The sequence below is a fragment of the Sutterella megalosphaeroides genome, assembly GCF_003609995.1.
GTDB classification, from domain to species: Bacteria; Pseudomonadota; Gammaproteobacteria; order Burkholderiales; family Burkholderiaceae_F; genus Sutterella; species Sutterella megalosphaeroides.
The window spans coordinates 2,548,619-2,571,510 of sequence record NZ_AP018786.1; the positions used below are offsets into that span (position 1 = coordinate 2,548,619).

At 63.4% G+C, this 22,892-nt stretch carries 17 protein-coding genes and 3 tRNA genes; 4 read left to right on the forward strand and 16 right to left on the reverse strand.

Annotated elements, in window-relative coordinates; all coding sequences use genetic code 11:
• From S6FBBBH3_RS10185 to S6FBBBH3_RS10260, 16 genes are all read right to left on the reverse strand, one after another.
• Positions 1 to 813, reverse strand: a complete 813-nt coding sequence (locus S6FBBBH3_RS10185) for a PstS family phosphate ABC transporter substrate-binding protein (protein ID WP_120177627.1) — start codon at positions 811 to 813, stop codon at positions 1 to 3.
• Positions 814 to 1,027: 214 nt separating this feature from the next.
• Positions 1,028 to 1,104: transfer RNA gene (locus tag S6FBBBH3_RS10190), tRNA-Pro, on the reverse strand.
• Between the two features lie 76 nt (positions 1,105 to 1,180).
• The gene (locus S6FBBBH3_RS10195) at positions 1,181 to 1,543 is read right to left on the reverse strand and encodes an integration host factor subunit alpha (protein WP_120177628.1); all 363 of its coding nucleotides are present in this window, start codon (positions 1,541 to 1,543) and stop codon (positions 1,181 to 1,183) included.
• 77 nt (positions 1,544 to 1,620) lie between these two features.
• Positions 1,621 to 4,038 (reverse strand): phenylalanine--tRNA ligase subunit beta, encoded by a 2,418-nt coding sequence (gene pheT / locus S6FBBBH3_RS10200; RefSeq protein WP_120177629.1) that lies wholly within the window; start codon positions 4,036 to 4,038, stop codon positions 1,621 to 1,623.
• Positions 4,039 to 4,058: 20 nt separating this feature from the next.
• A complete protein-coding gene (gene pheS / locus S6FBBBH3_RS10205) occupies positions 4,059 to 5,075 on the reverse strand; it encodes a phenylalanine--tRNA ligase subunit alpha (protein WP_120177630.1) in 1,017 nt (338 codons plus the stop codon).
• Between the two features lie 352 nt (positions 5,076 to 5,427).
• Positions 5,428 to 5,778 (reverse strand): 50S ribosomal protein L20, encoded by a 351-nt coding sequence (gene rplT / locus S6FBBBH3_RS10210; protein WP_120177631.1) that lies wholly within the window; start codon positions 5,776 to 5,778, stop codon positions 5,428 to 5,430.
• Positions 5,779 to 5,795: 17 nt separating this feature from the next.
• Positions 5,796 to 5,993 (reverse strand): 50S ribosomal protein L35, encoded by a 198-nt coding sequence (rpmI, locus tag S6FBBBH3_RS10215; RefSeq protein WP_120177632.1) that lies wholly within the window; start codon positions 5,991 to 5,993, stop codon positions 5,796 to 5,798.
• 180 nt (positions 5,994 to 6,173) lie between these two features.
• Positions 6,174 to 6,695 (reverse strand): translation initiation factor IF-3, encoded by a 522-nt coding sequence (infC, locus tag S6FBBBH3_RS10220; RefSeq protein WP_120177633.1) that lies wholly within the window; start codon positions 6,693 to 6,695, stop codon positions 6,174 to 6,176.
• A 32-nt stretch (positions 6,696 to 6,727) separates the two neighbouring features.
• Complete coding sequence (gene thrS / locus S6FBBBH3_RS10225) at positions 6,728 to 8,647, reverse strand: threonine--tRNA ligase (RefSeq protein WP_120177634.1); 1,920 nt, start codon at positions 8,645 to 8,647, stop codon at positions 6,728 to 6,730.
• A gap of 174 nt (positions 8,648 to 8,821) precedes the next feature.
• Positions 8,822 to 8,898 (reverse strand) — tRNA-Val (locus S6FBBBH3_RS10230).
• A 103-nt stretch (positions 8,899 to 9,001) separates the two neighbouring features.
• Positions 9,002 to 9,078: transfer RNA gene (locus tag S6FBBBH3_RS10235), tRNA-Val, on the reverse strand.
• Between the two features lie 125 nt (positions 9,079 to 9,203).
• Positions 9,204 to 11,324, reverse strand: a complete 2,121-nt coding sequence (locus S6FBBBH3_RS10240; RefSeq protein WP_120177635.1) for a RelA/SpoT family protein — start codon at positions 11,322 to 11,324, stop codon at positions 9,204 to 9,206.
• A gap of 277 nt (positions 11,325 to 11,601) precedes the next feature.
• Entirely contained in the window at positions 11,602 to 14,001 is a 2,400-nt protein-coding gene (locus tag S6FBBBH3_RS10245) for a hypothetical protein (RefSeq protein ID WP_123957695.1), read from the reverse strand.
• Between the two features lie 211 nt (positions 14,002 to 14,212).
• The gene (locus S6FBBBH3_RS10250) at positions 14,213 to 15,049 is read right to left on the reverse strand and encodes a TatD family hydrolase (protein ID WP_120177637.1); all 837 of its coding nucleotides are present in this window, start codon (positions 15,047 to 15,049) and stop codon (positions 14,213 to 14,215) included.
• Between the two features lie 19 nt (positions 15,050 to 15,068).
• On the reverse strand, positions 15,069 to 15,773 hold the full coding sequence (locus S6FBBBH3_RS10255) for an ABC transporter ATP-binding protein (protein WP_120177638.1): 705 nt from the start codon (positions 15,771 to 15,773) through the stop codon (positions 15,069 to 15,071).
• Positions 15,766 to 17,025: a lipoprotein-releasing ABC transporter permease subunit gene (locus S6FBBBH3_RS10260; protein ID WP_120177639.1), complete on the reverse strand. Its 1,260-nt coding sequence runs from the start codon at positions 17,023 to 17,025 to the stop codon at positions 15,766 to 15,768. The genes S6FBBBH3_RS10255 and S6FBBBH3_RS10260 overlap by 8 nt, the downstream gene beginning before the upstream one ends.
• A gap of 148 nt (positions 17,026 to 17,173) precedes the next feature.
• On the opposite strand from S6FBBBH3_RS10260, the gene S6FBBBH3_RS10265 reads away from it, so the two are divergent.
• The 4 genes from S6FBBBH3_RS10265 to lysS all read left to right on the forward strand — a co-directional run bounded on the left by S6FBBBH3_RS10265 (position 17,174) and on the right by lysS (position 22,886).
• A complete protein-coding gene (locus S6FBBBH3_RS10265) occupies positions 17,174 to 18,289 on the forward strand; it encodes a hypothetical protein (protein WP_120177640.1) in 1,116 nt (371 codons plus the stop codon).
• Positions 18,286 to 19,986: a single-stranded-DNA-specific exonuclease RecJ gene (gene recJ, locus S6FBBBH3_RS10270; RefSeq protein WP_120177641.1), complete on the forward strand. Its 1,701-nt coding sequence runs from the start codon at positions 18,286 to 18,288 to the stop codon at positions 19,984 to 19,986. Before S6FBBBH3_RS10265 ends, recJ begins: the two co-directional genes overlap by 4 nt.
• 191 nt (positions 19,987 to 20,177) lie before the next feature.
• Positions 20,178 to 21,297 (forward strand): peptide chain release factor 2 gene (gene prfB / locus S6FBBBH3_RS10275; RefSeq protein ID WP_120177642.1). Its coding sequence is split into 2 segments (ribosomal slippage): positions 20,178 to 20,258 and positions 20,260 to 21,297, totalling 1,119 coding nucleotides; the frame shifts between segments, so codons are not numbered across the junction.
• Between the two features lie 68 nt (positions 21,298 to 21,365).
• The gene (gene lysS / locus S6FBBBH3_RS10280) at positions 21,366 to 22,886 is read left to right on the forward strand and encodes a lysine--tRNA ligase (RefSeq protein ID WP_120177643.1); all 1,521 of its coding nucleotides are present in this window, start codon (positions 21,366 to 21,368) and stop codon (positions 22,884 to 22,886) included.
• Positions 22,887 to 22,892 lie beyond the last annotated feature (6 nt).

Here is a 22,892-nt window from a genome sequence, read left to right on the forward strand (position 1 = left end):
TCAGAGCGTGGGAACGAAGCCCGACTTCTGAACGAGGGCCTGACCGTCCTTGCTCATCATGAAGTCGATCACGGCCTTTGCATCGCCCTGAGGTTCGCCCGAGGTGAAGAGGTAGAGGTCGCGCGAGATGGGCCAGGTCTTGTTCTTGGCCGTTTCCATGGCGGGCTTGACGCCGTCGACTTCAAGACCGTGCGTCTGGTTGTCGAGGTAGCCGATGCCGATGTAGCCGATCGCGTTCGGGTTCGAGGTCACGGCCTGAACAACGCCGCCCGAGGAGCTCTGAAGCAGAGCGCGGGGCGAAACGCGGGTCTTGCCCATGACGAGTTCCTGCCAGGATTCGAACGTGCCCGAGGAGGAGTCGCGACCGATCACGACGACAGGAGCGTCGTTGCCGCCGACTTCCTTCCAGCTCTTGATCTTGCCGGCGAAAATGTCGCGGAGCTGATCCTTCGTGAGGCCCTTCACGGGGTTGGCGTTGTTCACGACGGGGATGATGGCGTCGTAAGCCACCGTGAAGCGGACGGCCTTGGCGCCCTTGGCCTCGAGGGCCTTCGCTTCCTTGTCCTTCAGGTCGCGCGAGGACATGGCGATGTCGGTCATCTTGTCCTGAAGCGCCTTGATGCCGTTGCCCGAGCCCGTGCCCGAGATGGTGATCGTCACGTCCTTGTGAGCGGCCATGAAGCTTTCGGCCACCTGCTGCATGGCGGGAAGAACGGTCGTCGAACCGTTGATCGTCACCGTGCCGGCGTACGCCGAACCCATCACCATCATGCCCGCGAGGGCGCCCATCGTCATCAACTTAGCATTCGTCATTTTGACTGTGTCCAATCTGTTCGTTTCATTGGCGGCAACCCCGGCCCCATCGACCGGTTGAGTGCTCTTTGTCGCCGCGAAAGGAAGTATGGAGATGCGGTTTGACGACCCCGTGACGAGTTGATGACGTTTTCGTGACAGGGCGGGGGTCGGATCGGACGCAAAAAAATGAAAGGGGCCGATCCGAAGATCGGCCCCTCTCGAGGAATTCTTGTGGTCGGGGCGGCGGGATTCGAACTCGCGACCCCTTGCACCCCATGCAAGTGCGCTACCAGGCTGCGCTACGCCCCGACAACCAAGGCTGTGAATATTACCTGAGGTCTCGGAAAAAAGCAAGGCGTCGATTCGATCGAGCGCTCGCTTCCGTTCAGCGCTTCGGCTTTTCGTCCCAGGGCCCCGACTGAGGCACGAGATTTTCCGTCACGCGGGCGTTCAAGGTGCCCGAGGGATGGAAGGTGACGACGCGACGCTCCGTGATGATCACGGTTTCGCCCGTCTTCAGGTTGCGCCCGGGGCGCGCCACCTTGTCGCGAACGGAAAAGTTCCCGAGGCCCGGAATCTTGACGGTGTCGCCGCGGACGAGGTGTTCGGAAATCAATTCGAAGAAGCCTTCGACGAAGCCCTTGGCGGTGGGGCGGTCGATGTCGAAGTGCTGCATGAGCACTTCGGCCAACCCCGCCTTGTTGAGCGTGCTGCTGCCCGAGGTCTCGGGCGTATCGTAGTGAAACATGAAGGTTTCCTGGCAAAAAACGACGTGCGGACCGGTCCGCGAAGACCGGTCCGCACATTTTACATAGAAATCAACAGTTAAGAGCGAAGATGTGCACCTTCGCGCTCCAGCACTTCGAGAATCGCCTTCATGGCCGCATCGGCCTCTTCTTCGGTGACGGGCTCTTCGCCGCGCGCGACGAGTTCGACGGCAAAGGCAAGCGACTTCTCACCCGCGGCCTCCGGATCCTTCGGACGGTAGAGGTCGAAGAGTCGGAAGTCCGCCACGGGCGCGAGACGCGGGTCGGCCACCTGCGCGTTGTGCACGGCGCGGTTGAGGCGGGCGACTTCCATGTCGGCGGGCACCACCACGGCGATGTCGCGCGTCATGGGCTGGAACTTCGAGACCGGACGATAGACGGGGAGTTCCGTCGTAAGAAGAGGCTGCACCTCGATGTCGAAGACGATCGGCGCGTGCGGCAGATCGTACGTACGGCAGGTGCGCGGATGCAGTTCGCCGATGAAGCCGATGCGCTTTTCACCGATATAGACGGCGGCGCTGCGGCCGGGATGAAGGCCGGGGAAGCTCGCGCGAACGAAGCGCGCCTTCAGGGGCGCAACGAGCCGCTCAAGGTCGCCCTTCAGGTCGAAGAAGTCGACCGCACGGGCGGGAACGCCCCACTGCGGATTCACCGCAGGACCGTACGCAAGGCCCGCGATGTGAAGCGGCTGACGCACGCCCTTCACGGTCCATTCGCCGTCGTCCACCGCGGGATCGGGCAGGAACACGCGACCGAGTTCGAAGACGCGAACGCGCTCCGCACGACGGTTGAGGTTGTACTTGAGGATGTCGACGAGACCGCCCACGAGCTGCGTGCGCATCACCGAGAGGTGCGAAGCGATCGGGTTGAGGAGCTTGATCGGCGTTTCGTTCGCGGCGAAATCCTTTTCCCAGGCTTCGGGGACGAACGAGAAGTTGATGAGCTCCTGGTAGCCGAGGTTCGCCATCGCGAGACGCAGGGCGTGCGCCGAACGGGAGTTTTCCTTGGGCGACTTCATCGCGGCGGGAGCCATCGGGGGACGATCGGGAAGCTTCTCGTAGCCGTAAAGACGGGCGACCTCTTCGATCAGGTCCTCTTCGATTTCGATGTCGAAGCGGTACGCGGGCGGCGTCACCGTAAAGACGCTGCCGTCGAATTCGTACGCGAACCCGAGACGCTTGAAGGTTTCCTCCATCGATTCGACCGGGATCGGCATGCCGATCACCTTGAGGCAGCGGTCGACGCGCATCGCGACGGGCTTGCGTTCCGGGAGAGCGAGGATCCGATCGTCGACCGGACCCGTCTTCGTTTCAGGCGTGCCGCAGATGTCGAGAACGAGCTTCGTTACGTATTCGAGGTGTTCGGCGGTCGTCGAAAAGTCGACGCCGCGCTCGAACCGGTAGGCCGCATCGGTCGAGAAGTTGAGCTTGCGGCAACGGCCCTGAACGGCTTCCTGCTGCCAGAAGGCCGCTTCGATGAAGAGGTCCGTCGTTTCGTCGGAAATCGAGGTCTTTTCGCCGCCCATGATCCCCGCGAGGCATTCGGGCGTGTCGCCGTCGCAGATGACGCCGTAGTAGTCGTCGATCGCCTTCGTCTGGCCGTTGAGGAGCTTCACCTCTTCGCCTTCGCGACCCCAGCGGACGGTGAGGCTCCCGTTTTCGATCTTCGAGAGGTCGAAGAAGTGGGTCGGACGGCCGAGCTCGAGCATGACGTAGTTCGAGATGTCGACGAGGGCCGAAATCGAGCGCTGGCCCGCCCCTTCGAGGCGTTCCTTCATCCAGGCCGGGGTCTTCGCCTTGGCGTTGACGCCGCGGATGACGCGACCCGAGAAGCGCCCGCAGAGGTCGGACGCTTCGACCGCAACGGGAAGCACTTCGTCCGTCGTCGGTTCGACCTTCACCGTTTCGGGAAGATGGAGGGGCGCCCCCGTCACGGCGTGCAGATCGCGCGCCACGCCGACGAGCGAAAGCGCGTCGCCGCGGTTGGGCGTCAGCTTGATTTCGATGCGCGCGTCGTCGAGCTTCGCGTACTCGCGAATGTCGACGCCGACGGGAGCGTCGTCCGGAAGAATCCAAATGCCGCCGTGTTCGTCGTTGATGCCGAGTTCGCGCGTCGAGCAAAGCATCCCCATCGAGACGACGCCGCGAAGCTTCGACTTCTTGATCTTGAAGTCGCCCGGGAGCACCGCGCCGATCGTGGCGCAGGCGACCTTGATGCCCGCACGCACATTCGGAGCACCGCAGACGATCTGCAGCGTCTCACCCGTGCCGGCGTTCACTTCGCACACGTGGAGGTGATCGGAATTTTCATGGTCGCGGCACGTCAGCACTTCGGCCACGACGACGCCCGTGAAGGCCGGCGCCATGGAGGTGACGTCTTCGACTTCCAAACCCGCCATGGTGAGCGCTTCCGCGAGCTCTTCGGTGCTCAGGTTCGGATTGATGTAGTGGCGCAGCCACGCTTCAGAGAAAAGCATGTCGTAAATCCTTTGAGCGATTAGTTGAACTGACGCAGGAAGCGGAGGTCGCCTTCGAAGAAGAGGCGCAGGTCGTCGATCCCGTAACGGAGCATCGTGAGTCGCTCGAGGCCGGAGCCGAAAGCAAAGCCGATGTGCTTTTCGGGATCGAGCCCGTAGTTGCGAACGACGTTCGGGTGAACTTCGCCCGCGCCGGAAATTTCAAGCCACTTGCCCTTGCGCGGACCGCTCGTGAACATCATGTCGACTTCGACGGAGGGTTCGGTGAAGGGGAAGTACGACGGACGGAAACGCACGACGAGGTCGTTCGTTTCGAAGAAGCAGCGCAGGAAATTGCTGTAGACCCCCTTCAAGTCCGTGAAGCTCACGTTCTCGTCGATCCAGAGGCCTTCGACCTGGTGGAACATCGGCGAGTGCGTCGCGTCGGAGTCGACGCGGTACGTGCGCCCGGGGGCGATCACCTTGATGGGCGCTTCGTGCGTGCGCGCATAGCGCACCTGCATGGGCGAGGTGTGCGGGCGCAGCGGCAACTGGCGGCCTTCGGCGTCGGTGCGGTCGACGTAGAAGGTGTCCTGCATCGAGCGGGCCGGGTGGTTGGGCGGATTGTTGAGCGCCGTGAAGCTGAACCAGTCGCTTTCGATTTCGGGGCCGTCGGCCACGTCGAAGCCGATCGAGCGGAAGATTTCCTCGATGCGCATCCAAGTGCGCATCACGGGGTGAATGCCGCCCGGCGTGCGGCCGCGCCCCGGCAGCGTCACGTCGATCGCTTCGCTTTCGAGCTTCTTGCGAAGTTCTTCTTCGGCGAGCGCTTCGCGACGCGCGTTGAGCGCGGCTTCGATCGCGGCCTTGGCGCGATTGATTTCCTGGCCGCGGCTGCGGCGTTCCTCGGGCGCGAGTTGGCCGAGCGCCTTCATGAGGACCGTAATCTGACCGGTCTTGCCGATGTAGCGGGCCTTGGCGTCTTCCAACGCGGCGGGCTGCTCGGCGGCGGCGAAGTCCTTGCGGGCCGACTCGATGAGTTCGGAAAGGTCTTGCATGTCTACAAATCCCGAAAACCTATGAACGGCGTCCGCCCGAGCGCAAGCTCGACGGAGAATCGCCGCCGACCGATCGGCTCGCCCCGAGGGCGCGCGATGCGGTCCGAAAAAATCCTGCACGCCCGAGCGCGGCGGGGCCGCGTGCACGGAGCGTCAAGCATTGAATTTTATCGAACTTCCCGTCCCCCGTTCGCCGGGCGCCCTTCGTAAAACCCGAAGGTTCGGCGGGTTCGGGGCGGGACCGACATGAAAAAAGACCCCCGGCGATTACCGAGGGTCTTTTCAAAGCTCGGGGACGAAAAAAACGACCGGCTTCACGCGGAAATCGGCGTCGTCCTCAAAAGAAGCTTTATCAGGCGGCCTTCACCTGGGCGACGAGGGCGGCAAAGCCTTCCTTGTCGAAGATGGCCATATCGGAGAGGACCTTGCGGTCGAGGGCGATACCGGCCTTCTTGAGCCCGTTCATGAAAACGGAGTAGGTCATGCCGTTGGCGCGCGTACCGGCGTTGATACGGGCGATCCAGAGACGGCGGAAGACGCGCTTCTTGTTGCGGCGGTCACGGTAGGCGTACTGACCGGCACGCATGACGGCCTGCTTGGCAACGCGGTAGACGTTGTTGCGGCGCAGACGGAAACCCTTGGAAAGGGCGAAAACTTTCTTATGACGGGCACGAGCCGTCACACCACGCTTAACTCGGGGCATCTTTTACTCCTTCTCAATTAGGCGTACGGAAGCATGCGGCGAACCGAAGCCATATCCGAATCATGAACGTTCGTCATGCCGCGGAGCTGGCGCTTGTTCTTCGTCGTACGCTTGGTGAGAATGTGACGCTTCGTAGCGTGGGCGCGCTTGATCGAGCCGCTGGCGCGCGGCTTGAAACGCTTGGCGGCGGCGCGCTTGGTCTTCATCTTCGGCATTTGCCGTTACCTCATTTATTAGATGGACAAGGGGCGCCCCGTTCCAAAAAACGGGAACTTCCTTGAGCCTCAGGTCCACTTGGAATTCGGAAGACCGGGCGGCGAACCGCTCGGTCTTCCACGAAAGGATCGGATTCTAACTCAAAATTTCGAGTAGGGTCCGTCGAGAAGCGATTTTTTTTAACGCTTCTTCTTGGGAGCGAGCACCATGATCATCTGGCGCCCTTCGAGCTTCGGCGCGTGTTCGACCTGAGCGATCTCGTCGAGCTCCGTGCGGATACGGTCCATCAGTTCCATGCCGAAATGCTGATGGGCCATTTCGCGACCGCGGAAGCGCAGCGTGACCTTGGCCTTGTCGCCGTCGCCGAGGAAGCGAACGAGGCTGCGCAGCTTCGTCTGGAAGTCGTTTTCGTCCGTGGCCGGACGGAACTTGACTTCCTTCACCTGCACGACCTTCTGCTTCGCCTTGGCTTCCTGAGCCTTCTTCTGCTCCTGATAGCGGAACTTGCCGTAGTCCATCAGGCGGCAGACGGGCGGCGTCGCATTGGGCGCAACCTCGACGAGGTCCACGTCGGCGTCTTCCGCCATGCGCAGAGCCTCGACCGTACGAACAATCCCGATCTGGGCGCCGTCGACGCCGGTCAGTCGGACCTCGGGGACTCGGATCTCACCATTGATCCGATGCTTGCGATCTTGTGCTATGACAATCTCCCAAAAGTTGAATCAGCTTCGCCTCAGGCGAGCGTCATCGCTCGCTCGGCGACTTCGCGGCGCACGAGAGCGAGGAAGTCGTCGAACGTCATGACGCCCAAATCCTTGCCGCCGCGCACGCGCACGGAAACCGTACCCGCCTGCTTTTCCTTCTCGCCTACGACGAGGATGTACGGAATCTTTTGCAGGCTAAGCTCGCGAATTTTATAGTTAATTTTCTCGCCGCGCAAATCCGTTTGAACCCGAATATCGGCTTCGTGGAGCTTCTTGGCGAGTTCCTTGACGTAGTCCGCCTGACCGTCGGTAATGTTGGCAACGGCCACCTGAACCGGAGCGAGCCAGAGCGGGAAAGCGCCCGCGAATTCTTCGATCAGCATGCCGATCCAGCGTTCGAGCGAACCGAGAATGGCGCGGTGCAGCATGACGGGCACCTTGCGGGTGTTGTCTTCGGCCACGTATTCGGCGCCGAGGCGGCCCGGCATCTGGAAGTCGACCTGGATCGTGCCGCACTGCCAGGAGCGGCCGAGGCAGTCCTTCAAGTGGTATTCGATCTTGGGACCGTAGAAGGCGCCTTCGCCTTCGAGCACTTCGTACTTAATGCCGAGGGCGTCGAAGCTCTGCATCAGAGCGGATTCGGCCTTGTCCCAGACGGCGTCTTCGCCGATGCGCATTTCCGGACGGGTCGCCACCTTGTAGGCGATTTCCGTGAAGCCGAAGTCCTTGTAGACCTTCTGAACGAGGCGCGTATAGTCTTCGCATTCCTTGAGGATCTGGTCTTCGGTACAGAAGATGTGACCGTCGTCCTGCGTGAAGCCGCGAACGCGCATCATGCCGTGCAGCGACCCCGAGGGTTCGTTGCGGTGGCACTGACCGAATTCGCCGATGCGAAGCGGCAGATCGCGGTAGCTGCGCAGGGCCGAATTGAAGATCTGGATGTGACCCGGGCAGTTCATCGGCTTGAGCGCGTAGTAGCGGTTCTCCGATTCGGTCGTGAACATGTTGTCACGGTACTTCGCCCAGTGGCCGGAGCGCTCCCAGAGGCTGCGGTCGAGGAGCTGCGGGGCCTTCACTTCCTGGTAGCCGTTGTCCTGATAGACGCGGCGCATGTACTGTTCGACCACCTGCCAGAGGGCCCAGCCCTTGGCGTGCCAGAAGATCATGCCGGGGGCTTCGTCCTGGATGTGGAAGAGGTCGAGTTCGCGACCGAGGCGACGGTGGTCGCGCTTTTCGGCTTCTTCGAGCATGTGGAGATACGCGGCCTGTTCGTCCTTCGTCGCCCAGGCGGTGCCGTAGATGCGCTGCAGCATTTCGTTCTTGCTGTCGCCGCGCCAGTAGGCACCCGCCACCTTCATGAGCTTGTGCACCTTGAGCTTGCCCGTCGACGGCACGTGGGGGCCGCGGCAGAGGTCGACGAAGTCGCCCTGGCGGTAGAGCGAAATCACTTCGCCTTCGGGAATCGCTTCGATGATTTCGGCCTTGTAGTGTTCGCCGAGACCCTTGAAGAATTCGACGGCGGCCGTACGGTCCATTTCTTCGCGAACGACCGGGATGTCCTTCTTTGCGAGTTCGTCCATGCGCGCTTCGATCTTTTCGAGGTCTTCGGGCGTGAAGGGACGGCTGTAGGAGAAGTCGTAGTAGAAGCCGTTTTCGATCGACGGCCCGATCGTCACCTGAGCGTCGGGATAGAGTTCCTTGACGGCCTGCGCCATGAGGTGCGCGGTCGAATGGCGGATGATTTCAAGCCCTTCGGGGTCGCGACCCGTCACGATGGAAACGTCGGCGTCCGCGTCGATCACATGGGAAAGGTCGACGAGGCGGCCGTTGACACGCCCGGCAAGGGCAGCCTTGGCCAAACCGGCGCCGATCGAGGCGGCAAGTTCCGCCACGGTCACGGGACCTTCGAATTCACGCTTGGACCCGTCGGGAAGAGTAATCGCAACCATTTTTTGAAAACCTCAAAATGCAGGGACGAAAAAAAAGTGCGGACATGAGCCGCACTTTTTTGGTCAGGAAATCGTTGCCGACACTTCGCTCACGCCCTCGTCTTTCGAGCCGAGGGTGTTGTCGCACGAAGAGCCTGGCTATTCGACATCGTCAACGTTTCCCAATAAGAATTCTGGTAGGCACAATTGGATTCGAACCAACGACCCCCACCATGTCAAGGTGATGCTCTAACCAACTGAGCTATGTGCCTGTGAGGTTTTTAATTGTACGTAAGAGTTTTCACTCTCGCCATACCACATACGTGGTATTTGGTACCGCCGGCCTCCGCCGCCGTCACACTGCCCGAAAAGAATTGGTAGGCACAATTGGATTCGAACCAACGACCCCCACCATGTCAAGGTGATGCTCTAACCAACTGAGCTATGTGCCTGTTCGTTTCAAGCTGTGTGAGGCATGAATTATACGGACAAATTTAAAATGCGCAAGAGGCTCCTATGTAACAGTTTGTATCCGTACGATTTTCACCCTCTTTCGCTCAAGCCTTCTCGAGCCCCCTCACACGCGCCGGGCGGAGAGCACCCCCGATACTTCGCGCAGCGCCGCGAGCGTACGCTTCAGGCCGTCGGCCGAGTGGATTTCAATCTGAAAGTACATGTGCTGGTCGCCCCTCACGGACTGGGTGTTCATGCCCGTGACGCGCTCCTTTTCGCGCATGAAGACTTCGGAGATGTCTTTGAGCAGCCCCATCCGATCCTGAGCGACGACGAGGACTTCGGCCGGATAGACGGCATCGCCCACGGCGCTCCCCCAGCTCACCTCGATGAGGCGTTCGTGATCCTGCTCGGCCATGTTCCTCACGTTCGGGCAGTCCGCGCGATGGATCATGACGCCGCGTCCGCGCGAGACGTAGCCCACGATCTCGTCGGGCGGCACCGGGTGGCAGCAGCGGGCGAGCTGGGTCAGAAGCGAATCGACCCCCACGACGAGGACGCGCCCCTTTTTGTCCTTCTGCGCCTGATGAAGCACCACCTCGGGCTCGACTTCTTTCACGGGCTTCGGCGGTTGCACGGCGGTGGCAATCGCGGTCGCCGTGATTTCTTCCTTCGCGAAGGCGACGCACACGTCGTCGACCGAGTCGTAGCCGAGGCGCTTGGCGAGGTCCTCAAGCTTGACGGCGGTCTTCCCGAGGCGCGCGAGCTCCTTGTCGAGACGTTCGCGCCCGCTCGAGAGGAGTTCGGCCGTTTGCTGTGCGTTGAACCACTGACGAACCTTGTTGCGCGTGCGGGCGCTTGCGGCGTAACCCAAGTCGGGATTGAGCCAGTCGCGGCTCGGCTGCCCGGTTTTCCCGGCGATGATTTCCACCGTCTCCCCGGTATGGAGGTGCGTGTTGAGGGGCACCATGACACCGTTCACCTTGGCGCCGCGCATGCGGTGACCGAGTTCGGTGTGTACCTGGTATGCAAAGTCGACGGGCGTGGCGCCCTGCGGGAGCTCCACGACGCGTCCCGCGGGCGTGAGGCAATAGACGTGGTCGTCCTCGACCGCGTGCTGGTCGTGTTCGGGGGAGCCGCCCACGTCGCTGCGCCACGCAAGAAGCTGCCGCAACCAGGCGACGCGCTGCTCTTCCGCGCTCGACATCCCGTTCGAATTGCCCGCTTCCTTGTAGCGCCAGTGCGCGGCAACGCCGAGCTCGGCGAATTCGTGCATCGCGCGCGTGCGGATTTGGATTTCGATGGGACGGCCCGCCTTGTCGGTCACCACCGTATGCAGGGACTGGTAGCCGTTGGGTTTCGGTTTCGCGATGTAGTCGTCGTACTCCTTCGAGAGCACGGGAAAGCTTTCGTGCACGATCGAAAGCACTTCGTAGCACTGCTCGATCGTCTCGACGATGATGCGCACGGCGCGCACGTCGAAGAGCTGATCGAACCGCAGGTGCTTGCGCTGCATCTTTTTCCAGATGGAGTAGATGTGCTTCGGGCGCCCCGACACTTCGGCTTCGATGCGGTGCTCCGAAAGAAGCTCCCGAATGCGGCGCACGGCGCCCTGCATGAATTCGAGGCGCTCTTCGCGCGACTCGTCGAGTTCGCGGGCGATCTCGTGGTATTCGTCGGGACGCGTGAAGCGAAGCGACAGGTCTTCGAGCTCCCACTTGATCTGCCAGATCCCGAGGCGGTTCGCAAGCGGCGCGTAAAGCGCCAACGTTTCCTCGCCGAAGGAGGCCGCCCCTTCGTTTTTGGAGCTTGCAAACCAGCGCAGCGTCTGCAGGCGGCTCGCGAGCTTCAAGAGCACCACGCGCAGGTCCTTGCACATCGCAAGGAGCATCTTTCGGAGCGCCTCGGCCTGCCGCGACGTGTTGGCTTCCGCATTGTCGGAGCGCGCCCGCATCGAGAGGTCGTTGATCTGGCCGAGCTCCTGAACGAGACCGTTCACGGTCGTGCCGAAACTCTTTTCGATCCACTCGCTCGAATTCTTCTGGATGACCGTCGGTACGCAGAAAAGATAGGCGGCCGCAATCAGATCCGGATCGTTGCGAATGCTTCGGATGATGCCGGCCACGCCGTCGGCATGCGCCATGAGCGCTTCGCCCGTCGAAAGTCGAAGTCCGCGGTAGAGGGGATCGACCATGCTGCGGGCGAGCGCGGGATCCGCCGTCGGACGGCTTTCGTTGTCTGCCATGTTCTTTGAGCCTCCCTCTCTCTGTTGTCCGTCGCCCAGCCGCGTCGTCCGTACGTCCGTACGTTCGGGCGCTTTTGCGCATTCGGTTTTCTCGGAGGAAAACGCGGGCGCTCGGACTCGTCGGGCGGCGAAGTCGCGGCGAAGATTTTAAAGAGTCTCCACATTTCGCGCCGCGGGCTTTGACGACTCTCCGGAAGCACACTCTAAAAAAGGCGCGGCCGAAAGCCGCGCCCCGTCGGGGATTTTTGCCTTTTCTTACGAATCGGTCGTCAGTCGATCAGAGCACGTACCCGTACCGAATCCCGATCGTCTTCGCGTCAAAGCCGTCGACGCCCCGGTCGATCGCGCCCCAAATGCCGAGCGTCGAATCGCGCCACGCAAGCCCCGCGCCGAGCTTCGCGCTCACGCTCGCGGTTTCGGGGCCGTCGACCTCAAAGCGGGCGCTGCCCGCGTACTCGGCGGCGACGTTCACCGTGCGCACCGAAAGCGTCACGTCCGTGTCGCCCGCAAGCGCGTAGCCCGAAAGGCTCCCCCAAACGTGCCAGCTGCGAGGCAAAACCGCGGCCGTCCAGCGGCTCCAGGCTTCGGTTTCCCCTTCGTCGTTCGCTTCGTTGAAGCTCGTGAAGGCGCCCTCGCCCGTGAAGGAAGCCGTGAGCGACGCTTCGCCGAAGGTGCGCGTGCCGTAGTCCGTTGCGAGAATCGTTTCGGCGCCCGCGGCGAGCTCGCCTCCCGAACCCTCGATGCGATAGCCCCGAAGGCCCGCGCCGAACCGTCCCGACCAGCGACTCGAGCCGCCGGCCGTCGTCCAGGCGGGACTCGTCCAACCGAGCCCCGCGGACCAGAACGTGCGCTCGATGTCGTTCGAAACGAGCATCGTGCCGTACGTGGGCATTGTCGTCGAATCGTCGGCGCTCGCCCAGAGAAGGTCCGCCGAGAAGTACCCGTACGCGGTCGGCACGGCGCCGAAGATCGAAACCGTCACGACGTTGCTTTCGCCCGAGAAGCGGTTCTGCGTCACGACGTCGGTGTCGACGTCCGCTGTCGACCAGCCCGCGCGAATCCCCCAGAGGAGGTCGGGAAGACCGAAGGGCTTCTCAAGGCGTCCGTAGAAGGTCGCACCGATTTCGTCTTCGTCGCGATCGAGCGTCCAGTCGTCGCCCGGCCGCACCGTCGTGTCGTCGCGCATCGTCGTGCGGGAGACGTCGACGACGATCGGGAGATTCGGGTGCGAGAGCTTCGCCAAGCCGTCCGCCTTCGACTTCAAGCTTTCTTCGCCCTCGGCGGCTTCCCCGGCTTTTTGCTCGCGAAGGGCGACTTCCTTTTCGCGCTCCGCGGCGCACGCGGTCGCGTGCTCCAACGCCCGAAGCGCTTCGTCGGGATCGAAGGCGTGGGCGCGCACGCTTCGAATCACCGCGTTTTCGGTCCCCGTCTGCACGCCGACCTCGACCCAGGAGGCGCTGTTTTGGGAGAGAGCCTCAACGTCGTTTTTCGCAAAGGCCGTGCGCCAGAAGGCGGGAATACCGACCGAGTTCTCCATCACCCCTTCGAAAAGGCGGCTCACGACGGGTGCCATGGGGCCGCGAGCCGTGACGGGGCTGCCGACGAAGACGAAATTCCCGCCCGCGTCGATTTCAAGATGCCCGCGCTCCTGGTAGGCGCCGCCCTGAGCGCTCGTATTGACGAGCACGCCGAGGTTGCCGAGACCCGAAACGTTCGAGGCGCTCGTCCGAAGACGAAGCCGCTCGCCGAGTTCCTCGACTTCGTCCCCCTCCAGAACGAGAAGGCTCCCCGGTTCGAACCGCACGGTCGAGCCCCGCGCAAAGAGAATCCGACCGGCGTCGTCGCCTTTCCCGTACGCGAGCACGCCGCCCTGCCCCAAAACGAAATTCGTTCCGTCCTCAACGACATCCCCCACGTACACGTACGTGTCGGAGCGGACCACGAAGTCGCCCGCCAATTCGAGCACCGCATCCCGCTCGTTCGTTCGGTATTCGACGAGGTTCCCGAAGTCCGCGGCGTAGCCCGAAGGCTGAATGCGCATGGCGGCGCCTCGGGAAATCGAAATTTTCAGCGCACCCCGACCGTCGTCGGCGGCCGCCCCGCCGTTTCTCTCGACCGCGTCGACGTCGTCGCCCGCGTTCCACCACATCTGCGACTGCAGATACATCCCGTCGACGGGCTTTTCGGCTCGGTTTTCGACGCGGATCGTCAAGTCGCCCGGGCCGCGCTCGACCGAGTCGAGCATCAGAAGGGTGAGCCCGGCGCCCGCCCCGTCGTGCGCGACCACGACTTCATCGGCAGCACCCGACGCTCCGAACGTTACCGTACCCGCGACAACCCCGGCGTTCGCGTCGCCCGACGCTTCGACGGCAAAACGCGCCCCTTCGAGGGCGAGCGACTCGATCTGCGCCTCTCCCGCCTCGCCGTCGCTCCGTAAAGTGAGTGACGCGCCCGAAGCGATTTCGAGCGTATCCCAATACTCCCCGACGATCGACGCGACCGTGTCTTCCGTGACGCGGTGAGCCTCAACGGGCGTCGCCGCCACCGCGGCCGCAACGGCAACCGCCGCCGCGACGGCCGTCACCGCGGGAAGTCCGAGCGTGTAAACGCTCCGTTCGATCGATCTCAACGGATGGAGAGCTCGAACATCAAGCTCTCCGAACATATGTCCTTGCATGAAAATGCCTCGGAAAAACAAAACCGTCTCCGTCGGGATTGGCGGAGGCGAAAGGTATTTTCCCGATGCGCAAGGAAGTTTATGAAATCCGCTTTGAGGTCTTTTGATTGACCTCAACGTTACGTTCGACGGGTGCCGGTCGGTTTACTTTCGGTTGTCGGACGATGCCGCTTCGTGATCCGAAAGCGGGCGACGGGCCTCGCCGTAACGCTCACCGAGCGGCAAAGGCTTCCGGGTGCGCAAGCGCCGCGCGCAGACGCGGGAAGGCTTCGAGTGCGGCTTCGCGCGAAACCCGCGCGACGTGTTCGACCGTAGTCCCCCGGAGGTTCGCAACGATTTCCGCGGTCCGCACGATGTCGGCGGGCTCCGTGAGCGGCTCCCTGCCGAGCTGCGCGGCCGCGTCGCGCCGTTCGGCCCCGGGCATGTCGGGGGCGTCCGTTTCAAGGACCCAGCTGCCGTCGGAGAGCTCCGCGGCATGACGTCGGATCCGAAGGCTTCCGTCGTACGTGACCGCGCCGCCGAAGCCGAGCTTAAGCCCAAGCGCGAGAAACTGCGCGCGTTCGACGTCCGAGCCGTTGAAGGCGTGAAGGGCGCCGCCCGCGGGCGGAATGCGTCGCAACCCGTAGAGCACTCGGGAGGCGCTCTTTCGCACGTGAAGCGACACGGGAAGCTTCAAGTCGCGTGCCGCCTTAAGGTAGGCCGCAAACACCGCTTCCGCGTGCGCGTCTCCCGCCCCGGGCACCGTGCCGTCCAAGCCGATCTCCCCGACGCCGACGAAAAAGGGGTCGGCGCACGCCGCGGCGAGCTCGTCCTTGAGGTCGGTCAAGTCGTCGGCCGTCGTTTCCGCCGCAAAGAGCGGATGAATGCCGAGCGTGTAGGGGAGGCCGTACCGGCGGGCGACTTCGCGCACGCGAGCCCAGTCGCCGCGCGAACCCGCGCAGATCACGATCGATTCGACGCCCGAGCGACGCGCGACGACGAGGAGCTCGTCGAGTCGCCCCTCGAGCTCCGCGGCTTGCAGATGACTGTGCGTGTCGATGAATCCCACGGTGCGTCTCCGGTTCTTCTCAACGCTCGACGATGCGACCGTCCTTCAGTTCGACCGTGCGGTCGCAGAGCGCCGCGATTTCCCGATCGTGCGTCACGATCAGGACGGCCGTCCCTTCGTCGCGCGCGACCCGAATGAAGAGGCCGAAGACGGCAAGCGCCGTCTCGTGGTCGAGATTCCCCGTAGGTTCGTCGGCGAGAACGCACGCGGGACGCGTCACGAGGGCGCGCGCGATCGCCACGCGCTGCCGCTCGCCCCCGGAGAGTTCCGACGGGAGGTGCGCGGTGCGCGCGCCGAGCCCGACCGCCTCCAGAAACTTCGTCGCTTCGGCCCGGGCAACCGCGCGGTCCGTGCGGCGGATCATGAGGGGCATCGCCACGTTGTCCAAGGCCGAGAACTCGGGAAGGAGGTGATGAAACTGATAAACGAAGCCGAGCGAAGCGTTTCTCAGGCGTCCGAGTTCGCTTTCCTTTAGCGTCGAGAGGCGTTTCCCCGCCACTTCCACTTCGCCCGAATCCCAGCCGTCGAGCCCCCCGAGTACGTGCAGAAGCGTCGACTTCCCCGAGCCCGAAGCCCCGAGAATCGCCACGGTTTCGCCCGCGCGCACGGTGAGATTCACCCCTTTCAGAATCGGAATCGCCCCTTCGCCCTCGCGGTAGCTTTTCATGAGGTTCACGACCCGCAGGGCTTCGGCGGACGTCGTTCGGTTCGTTACGTCATTCATAGCGCAGAGCCTCCGCGGGATGGGTCTTCGCCGCGCGCCAGCTCGGGTAGAGCGTGGCCGCAAGGCTCAGAAGAAAGGAACAGAGTGCGATCGGCACGATGTCGGAAAGACGCGGGTCGGAGGGCATGTTGCTGATGAAGTAAATCTCCTTCGGGAGGAACGCAACGCCGAAGGCCGCCTCAATCGTCGAAACGATGGCGTCGACGTTGTAGGCAACGAGAAGCCCACCAGCAACGCCCGCCGCCACGCCCACGAAACCCACGATCGCCCCCTGCAGGACGAAAATCGCGAGGATCGACCGCGGCGAGGCGCCGAGCGTACGCAGAATCGCGATGTCGGACTGCTTTTCGGTCACGGTCATCACGAGCGAGGAAACGAGCCCGAAGGCGCCGACGAGCACGATCAAAAAGAGGATGATCCCCATCATGCGCTTTTCGACCTGCACGGCCGCAAACCACGTGCGGTTCTGCTTCGACCAGTCGGTGACGTAGCAGTTGTCGGGAAGGTCGAAGCGCAATTCGGAGGCGATCTCGGGCGCGCGCTCCATGTCGTTCACCTTGAGGCGCAGCCCCTTGGGGCCGCCCGTTCGAAAGAGCGCTGCGGCGTCCTTGATATGAACGAGCGCCATCGTGCTGTCGTACTCGTAGTGGCCGCTCGAAAGCAAACCCGTCACGCGGAACTGCTTCACGCGCGGCACGATCCCCGCGGGCGTCATGTTGCCTTCGGGAACGAGCAAAGCCACCTTGTCTCCCACCCGCACGCGCAGCATCGCGGCGAGGTCGCGCCCGAGAATCACGCCGAATTCGCCGGGCTTCAATACTTCAAGCGAGTCGGCTCCGAGAATGTGCGTGTTGAGTTCGCTCACCGACGGCTCGTACGCGGGATCGATCCCTTTGACGAGCGCGCCGCGCACGACGTTGCCGGAATTGAAAAGCCCCTGCCCCTGAACGTACGGAGCGGCCGCAACGACGTCCGAACGGGCCGTAAGGTGCTTCGCGAGCCCCTCCCAATCGTCAAGGGGCCCCGCGGCGCTCGTCACCTCGACGTGCGCGATGACGGAGAGCATTCGGTCGCGCACCTCTTTCTGAAAGCCGTTCATGACGGAGAGCACGATGATGAGAGCCGCGACGCCGAGGGCGATCGACGTGACGGACATCGCCGAAATAAAGGATAGGAAACCGTCCCGACGGCGGCCCCGTCGACCCGCACGCGTATAGGTGAGGCCGATTACGAGTTCGAAAGGTGTCTTCACGCGTTGAATCCTGCGCAGAAAAAGTCGGTGAAATCCCGAGAACGGTAGCACAAGTCGCACCGAACCTCGCGTCCGAACGGGAAACCGAGACAAGTCCTTACCGAGAAGCGCGGTCGGCGGGACGCGGTCCCGTTAAAATTTGCCCGCTATGTCTTCCGCCTATTTCCTTATTCCGGGCGCGCGTCTTGCGGCGCCCCTCGCACGCGAACTCCTTGAAACCGCAACGCGCGAAGAGCGCGACGCGCTCCTCATAATCGGTGCGAAATCCGAAAACCCCGTCATGCAGGCGATCGCCCCTTGCCCCTTCGAGCGCACCCCGCACTACGCGTGGCTCTGGCGCGTGCTCGCGCGCAAGCCCCGGCTTCCCGCCTCGGCGCCCGCGCTCTGGGTGCAGTCGGGAGGACCGAGCCAGGACGTGCAGTTCTGGACCCTCTCGGCGCTCGGCCTCGATGCCGATGGCGCCGTGTCGGGCGAAGTCGAAATCGACGACGAACGGATGTTCTTCGAAATCACGATGGCGCTCGCCCGCGAGCTCGATCGCAACCGCGTCGAAGGGCTGCGCCTTCAAACGTCGGGCCACACCTGGTTCGTGACGCGCCGCGCCGACTGGGATGCGGCGGCCGCTCCGGCGCGCGCACTCGTGGGCGTCCGTCCGGATTCGACGCACCTGTGCGGCCCCGACGCGCAGGCAGTGCTCGACTTGGAGGCGCGCCTCGACGCGCTCCTCGCGGGGGCGCTCTCGGACGTGAACGAAGCGCTGCGCCGCGCGGGTCGCACGCCGATCGGCGCCTTCTGGCTTCACGGGGGCGGCCGCGACGCGCGCTTTTTCCCGCCGACCACCATCCGCTCGGTCGCGGCCGACGATCCGGTCGCGCTCGGTTGGGCGAACGCCGCGGGGATTCTTCGCGACCGACTCGGCTCGACCCGTTCGCGCCGCGAAACCCTCTGGCCCGAGGCGCCCGAGGGGGACCTGATCGTCCTTTTCGACGAACTCTACGAACCCTGGCTGCGCGGGGATCTTGCCGCCTGGCGAAAGGCCCTGCCCGAAGTCGCCTCGCGCCTCACTCTCTGGCGCGACGCCGCCCGCGCGCGCCACGCCGAAGATCACGTGACCGTCCTTTTCGGCACGGGCACCTCCGCCACACTCACCCCGAAGAAGGCGGGACTTCTTTCGCTTTTGCAGCGCTCTAAGTCGGTCGATCCGGCCCTGTGGCTCTCGGACGACGCCCCGCACGAAGATTCCGCTCTAGGAGAGCACGCATGACCAAACTCGTTTCCCGTCCCTACGACGTTCGCGCCGCCGAGCGCCTCGCCGCTTCGGGGATTCTCGCGCCCGTCGCCCGGGCGCTCGCGGCCCGCGGCATCGAGGAGCCTTCGGACCTCGTTCAGGAGTGGTCCGGGATGCTCCCGCCCAATACGCTCTCGGGAACGCGCGCCGCCGCCGAGCGCCTCGCCCTTGCGCGCGATCGGGGCGAGCACGTCACGATCGTCGCCGACTACGACTGCGACGGCGCCACGGCCTGCTCCGTCGGGATCCGGGGGCTTCGCATGCTCGGGCTTTCGGTCGACTACTTCGTACCCGACCGCGTGATCCACGGCTACGGCCTCACGGATCGCGTGGTCGACATCGTCGCCGCCCGCAAGCCCCGGCCCGACGTCATTCTGACGGTCGACAACGGGATTTCCTCTGTGAAAGCGGTCGAGCACGCCCGCTCGCTCGGGATCGAAGTGATCGTCACGGACCACCATCTTCCGGGGCCCCTCGTTCCCGAATGCGCCTGCATCGTGAACCCGAACCTCGCGGGGTGCGACTTCCCGTCGAAGGCGCTCGCGGGCGTGGGTGTCATCTACTACGTGCTTCTAGCCCTGCGCGCTCTTTTGCGCGAACGGGGCGACTTCACGGCGCAGACGCAGCCGCGCCTCGACACGCTTGTCGACTTGGTGGCGCTCGGCACCGTCGCCGACGTCGTGAAGCTCGACAAGAACAACCGCATTCTCGTCGCGCAGGGCCTTAAGCGCATCCGCTCGGGCCGCACCCACCCGGGGATCGCCGCCCTCTTTTCGATCGCGGGCAAGGACATGCTGCGCGCGAGCGTGCGCGACTTCGGCTTTGCGATCGGTCCGCGCATCAACGCGGCGGGTCGCCTCGGCACGATGGAAAACGGGATCGAATGTCTCCTCGCGGACGACCCCGAAGAGGCCCTTCGCTACGCGCGAAGCCTCAACGAAATCAATACGGAGCGGCGCGAACTTGAGGGCGAAATGCAGGCTGCGGCCGAAACCGCGCTCGAAGCCATCGACCTCGAAAATGCCGCGGCCGTGTCGCTCTTCAACCCGACCTTCAACGAGGGCGTCGTGGGGCTCGTCGCCTCGCGCATCAAGGAGCGCATCAACCGGCCGGTGATCGCCTTCGCGCCCACCGACTCGGGGCGCCTCAAAGGGTCGGGCCGCTCGATTCCAGGCATTCACCTGCGCGACATGCTCGATCTCGTCGCGAAAGAACTCCCCGACGTCGTCAAGACCTTCGGCGGGCACGCCATGGCCGCGGGTCTCACGATCGAGCGCGACGGGTTCGAGGACTTCTCGCGCGCCTTCGAGCGCACGGTGCGCGCGCACTGCACGCCCGAAACGTTCGAGAAAATCGTCCTTACCGACGGGGGCCTTGCGCCCGACGAGATTTCCGAGCGACTCTGTCGCGAGGTCGAGCATCAGATCTGGGGCCAGGGGTTCGAGGCACCCCTTTTTGCGAACGAATTCACGGTCCTCTCGCAGACGCTCGTCAAGGACGCGCACCTCAAGATGAAGCTCGGCCTCGGCGGCGCCGTCTACGACGCGATCTTTTTCCGCCACACCGAGGCGCTCGTCGGCACGCCCAAACTCGCCTACCGCCCCGACATCAACGAGTTTCGGGGACGGCGCACCGTGCAGCTCGTCGTCGAAGCGGCGGACGACCCTGCCTGAAGGCCCGACCCCTACCCGAAACCCCCGCGTTCCGCCCCTTCGAGGGGCGGGACTTTTCCTGCAATTTCAGAGGGAAAGACGCCTTTCCGATCGGCGGGGGCGCTGTTTTCCGTATAATGAACGCTTTGCCCGAGGCGCCCCGAGGGGGCACCCCGGACGGGCGCTCATTCTTTATTTTGCGAGCTTGAACAATGGAAGTCGAACGCATCAACCAAATTCAGAACCTCATCAGCGACCTCGAGCGTCGTCTGATCGACTTACGGGGGTATCTTTGACGTCGATCGCAAAGCGCGCCGACTCGAAGAAGTGAATCGCGAGGTCGAAAATCCCGACCTCTGGAACGACCCCAAACACGCCCAGGAAATCAGCAAGGAAAAGAAGATGCTCGACGACATCGTCGGCAGCTTCCGTCGTCTGACCGCGGGCGTCAACGATGCGTCCGAGCTTTTCGAACTTTCCATGGCCGAAGAGGACTGGGAAACGGTCGAAGCCGTGGGTCAGGACGTCGATGCGATCGACCGTGAGGTCGGTCAGCTCGAATTCAAGCGCATGTTCAACCAGCCGATGGACTCGGCCAACTGCTACCTCGAAATTCAGGCGGGTGCGGGCGGCACGGAAGCCCAGGACTGGGCGAGCATGCTCGAACGCATGTACATGCGCTACGCCGAACGCAAGGGCTTCAAGGTCACCCTGGAAGAAGAAAGCGCGGGCGACGTCGCGGGCATCAAGTCCGCCACGCTCTACATCGAAGGCGAATGGGCCTACGGGACGCTGCGCACCGAAACGGGCATTCACCGTCTCGTTCGCAAGAGCCCCTTCGACTCGAACGCCCGTCGTCACACGTCCTTCACGTCCGTCTACGTCTATCCGGAAGTCGACGACTCGATCGAAATCGAGATCAATCCCGCCGACCTCAAGATCGACGTCTTCCGCGCTTCGGGCGCGGGCGGCCAGCACATTCAGAAGACGGAATCGGCCGTTCGAATCCACCACGTTCCGACCGGGATCATCACGATCTGTCAGGACGACCGCTCGCAGCACCGCAACCGCGAAAAGGCGATGCAGCAGTTGAAGGCGAAGCTCTACGAACTCGAAATGCGCAAGCGCATGGAAGAGCAGACGAAGCTCGAAGAATCGAAGTCCGACATCGGCTGGGGTCATCAGATCCGCAGCTACGTGCTCGACCAGTCGCGCGTGAAGGACCTTCGCACGAACGTCGAAACCGGCAACACCGGCGCCGTTCTCGACGGCGACCTCGACGACTTCATCGAGGCTTCGCTCAAGCTCGGCATCTCCGCCCAGGCGAACTAATCGAACCGCGTCCACCGAGGCGACGGCTGCCCCCGAGCGACCGTCGCCCTCCCAGGGAAACAACGATCATGGCTGACATTGACTCTCAGAATGCCGTCCGCGAAGCGGCGGAAGAAGAAAACCACATCATCGCCGAGCGTCGCGCGAAGCTCGCGAAGCTGCGCGAATCGGGCGTTGCCTATCCGAACGACTTCGTTCGCACGGACCTCTTCGGCGACCTGCGCGCCGCCTACGGCGACAAGACCGCCGAAGAACTCGAAGCGCTCGCTCCCGAAGTCTCCTGCTCGGGCCGCATGATGCTCAAGCGCGTCATGGGGAAGGCAAGCTTTGCCACCGTGCGCGACTTCACGGGCGAAATGCAGTACTTCGTTCAGAAGAACGAAGTGGGCGAAGAAGCCTACGCCGACTTCAAGACGTTCGACCTCGGCGACATCGTGGCCGTGAAGGGCGTGCTCTTCCGCACGAAGTCGGGCGAACTCTCGATCCGCGCGCGCGAAATCCGTCTCATGACGAAGAACATCCGCCCGCTGCCCGACAAGCACAAGGGCTTGGTCGACACCGAGCTCTGCTACCGCCAGCGCTACGTCGACCTCATCATGAACGAAGAGTCGCGCAACCGCTTCCTCGTGCGCTCCAAGGCGATTGCGGCCATTCGCGCCTACATGCTCAAGAACCGCTTCCTCGAAGTCGAAACGCCGATGCTCCACCCGATTCCGGGCGGCGCCAACGCCAAGCCCTTCGTGACGCACCACAACGCGCTCGACATGGACATGTACCTGCGCATCGCGCCCGAGCTCTATCTCAAGCGCCTCGTTGTGGGCGGCTTCGAGCGCGTCTTCGAAATCAACCGCAACTTCCGCAACGAAGGCGTCTCGGTCCGTCACAATCCCGAATTCACGATGATGGAGTTCTACGCGACCTACTGGACGTATCGTGATCAGATGGACTTCACCGAAGGGCTCCTGCGCGAAGTCGCCCTCGAAGCGACCGGCACCGCGGTGCTCCACTACCAGGGCCAGGAAATCGACCTCTCGAAGCCCTTCGCGCGCCTGACGCCCATTGAAGCGGTGAAGAAGTACTGCCCGCACTACAAGGCCGAAGACCTCGAAAATCCCGAGTTCCTCCGCGCCGAACTCGAACGCCTCAAGGCGGAGATCCCCGTCGACGCCGGTCTCGGCGCGCTGCAGATCGCCCTCTTTGAAGAAACGGCCGAGTCGAAGCTGATCGAGCCCACCTTCATCATCAACCACCCGACGGAAATCTCGCCGCTCGCGCGTGCCTCGGATGAAAACCCCGAGATCACGGAACGTTTCGAGCTCTACATCGCCGGTCGCGAAACCTGCAACGGCTTCTCGGAACTCAACGACCCCGACGATCAGGCCGCGCGCTTCCGCGCTCAGGTCGAAAAGAAGAGCCACGGCGACGACGAAGCCATGTACTTCGACGCCGACTACATCCGCGCGCTCGAATACGGCCTCCCGCCCACCGCGGGCTGCGGCATCGGGATCGACCGCTTCGTGATGCTCCTCACGGACGCGCCCACGATCCGCGACGTGCTCCTCTTCCCGCACATGCGTCCCGAAAACTGAGATGCT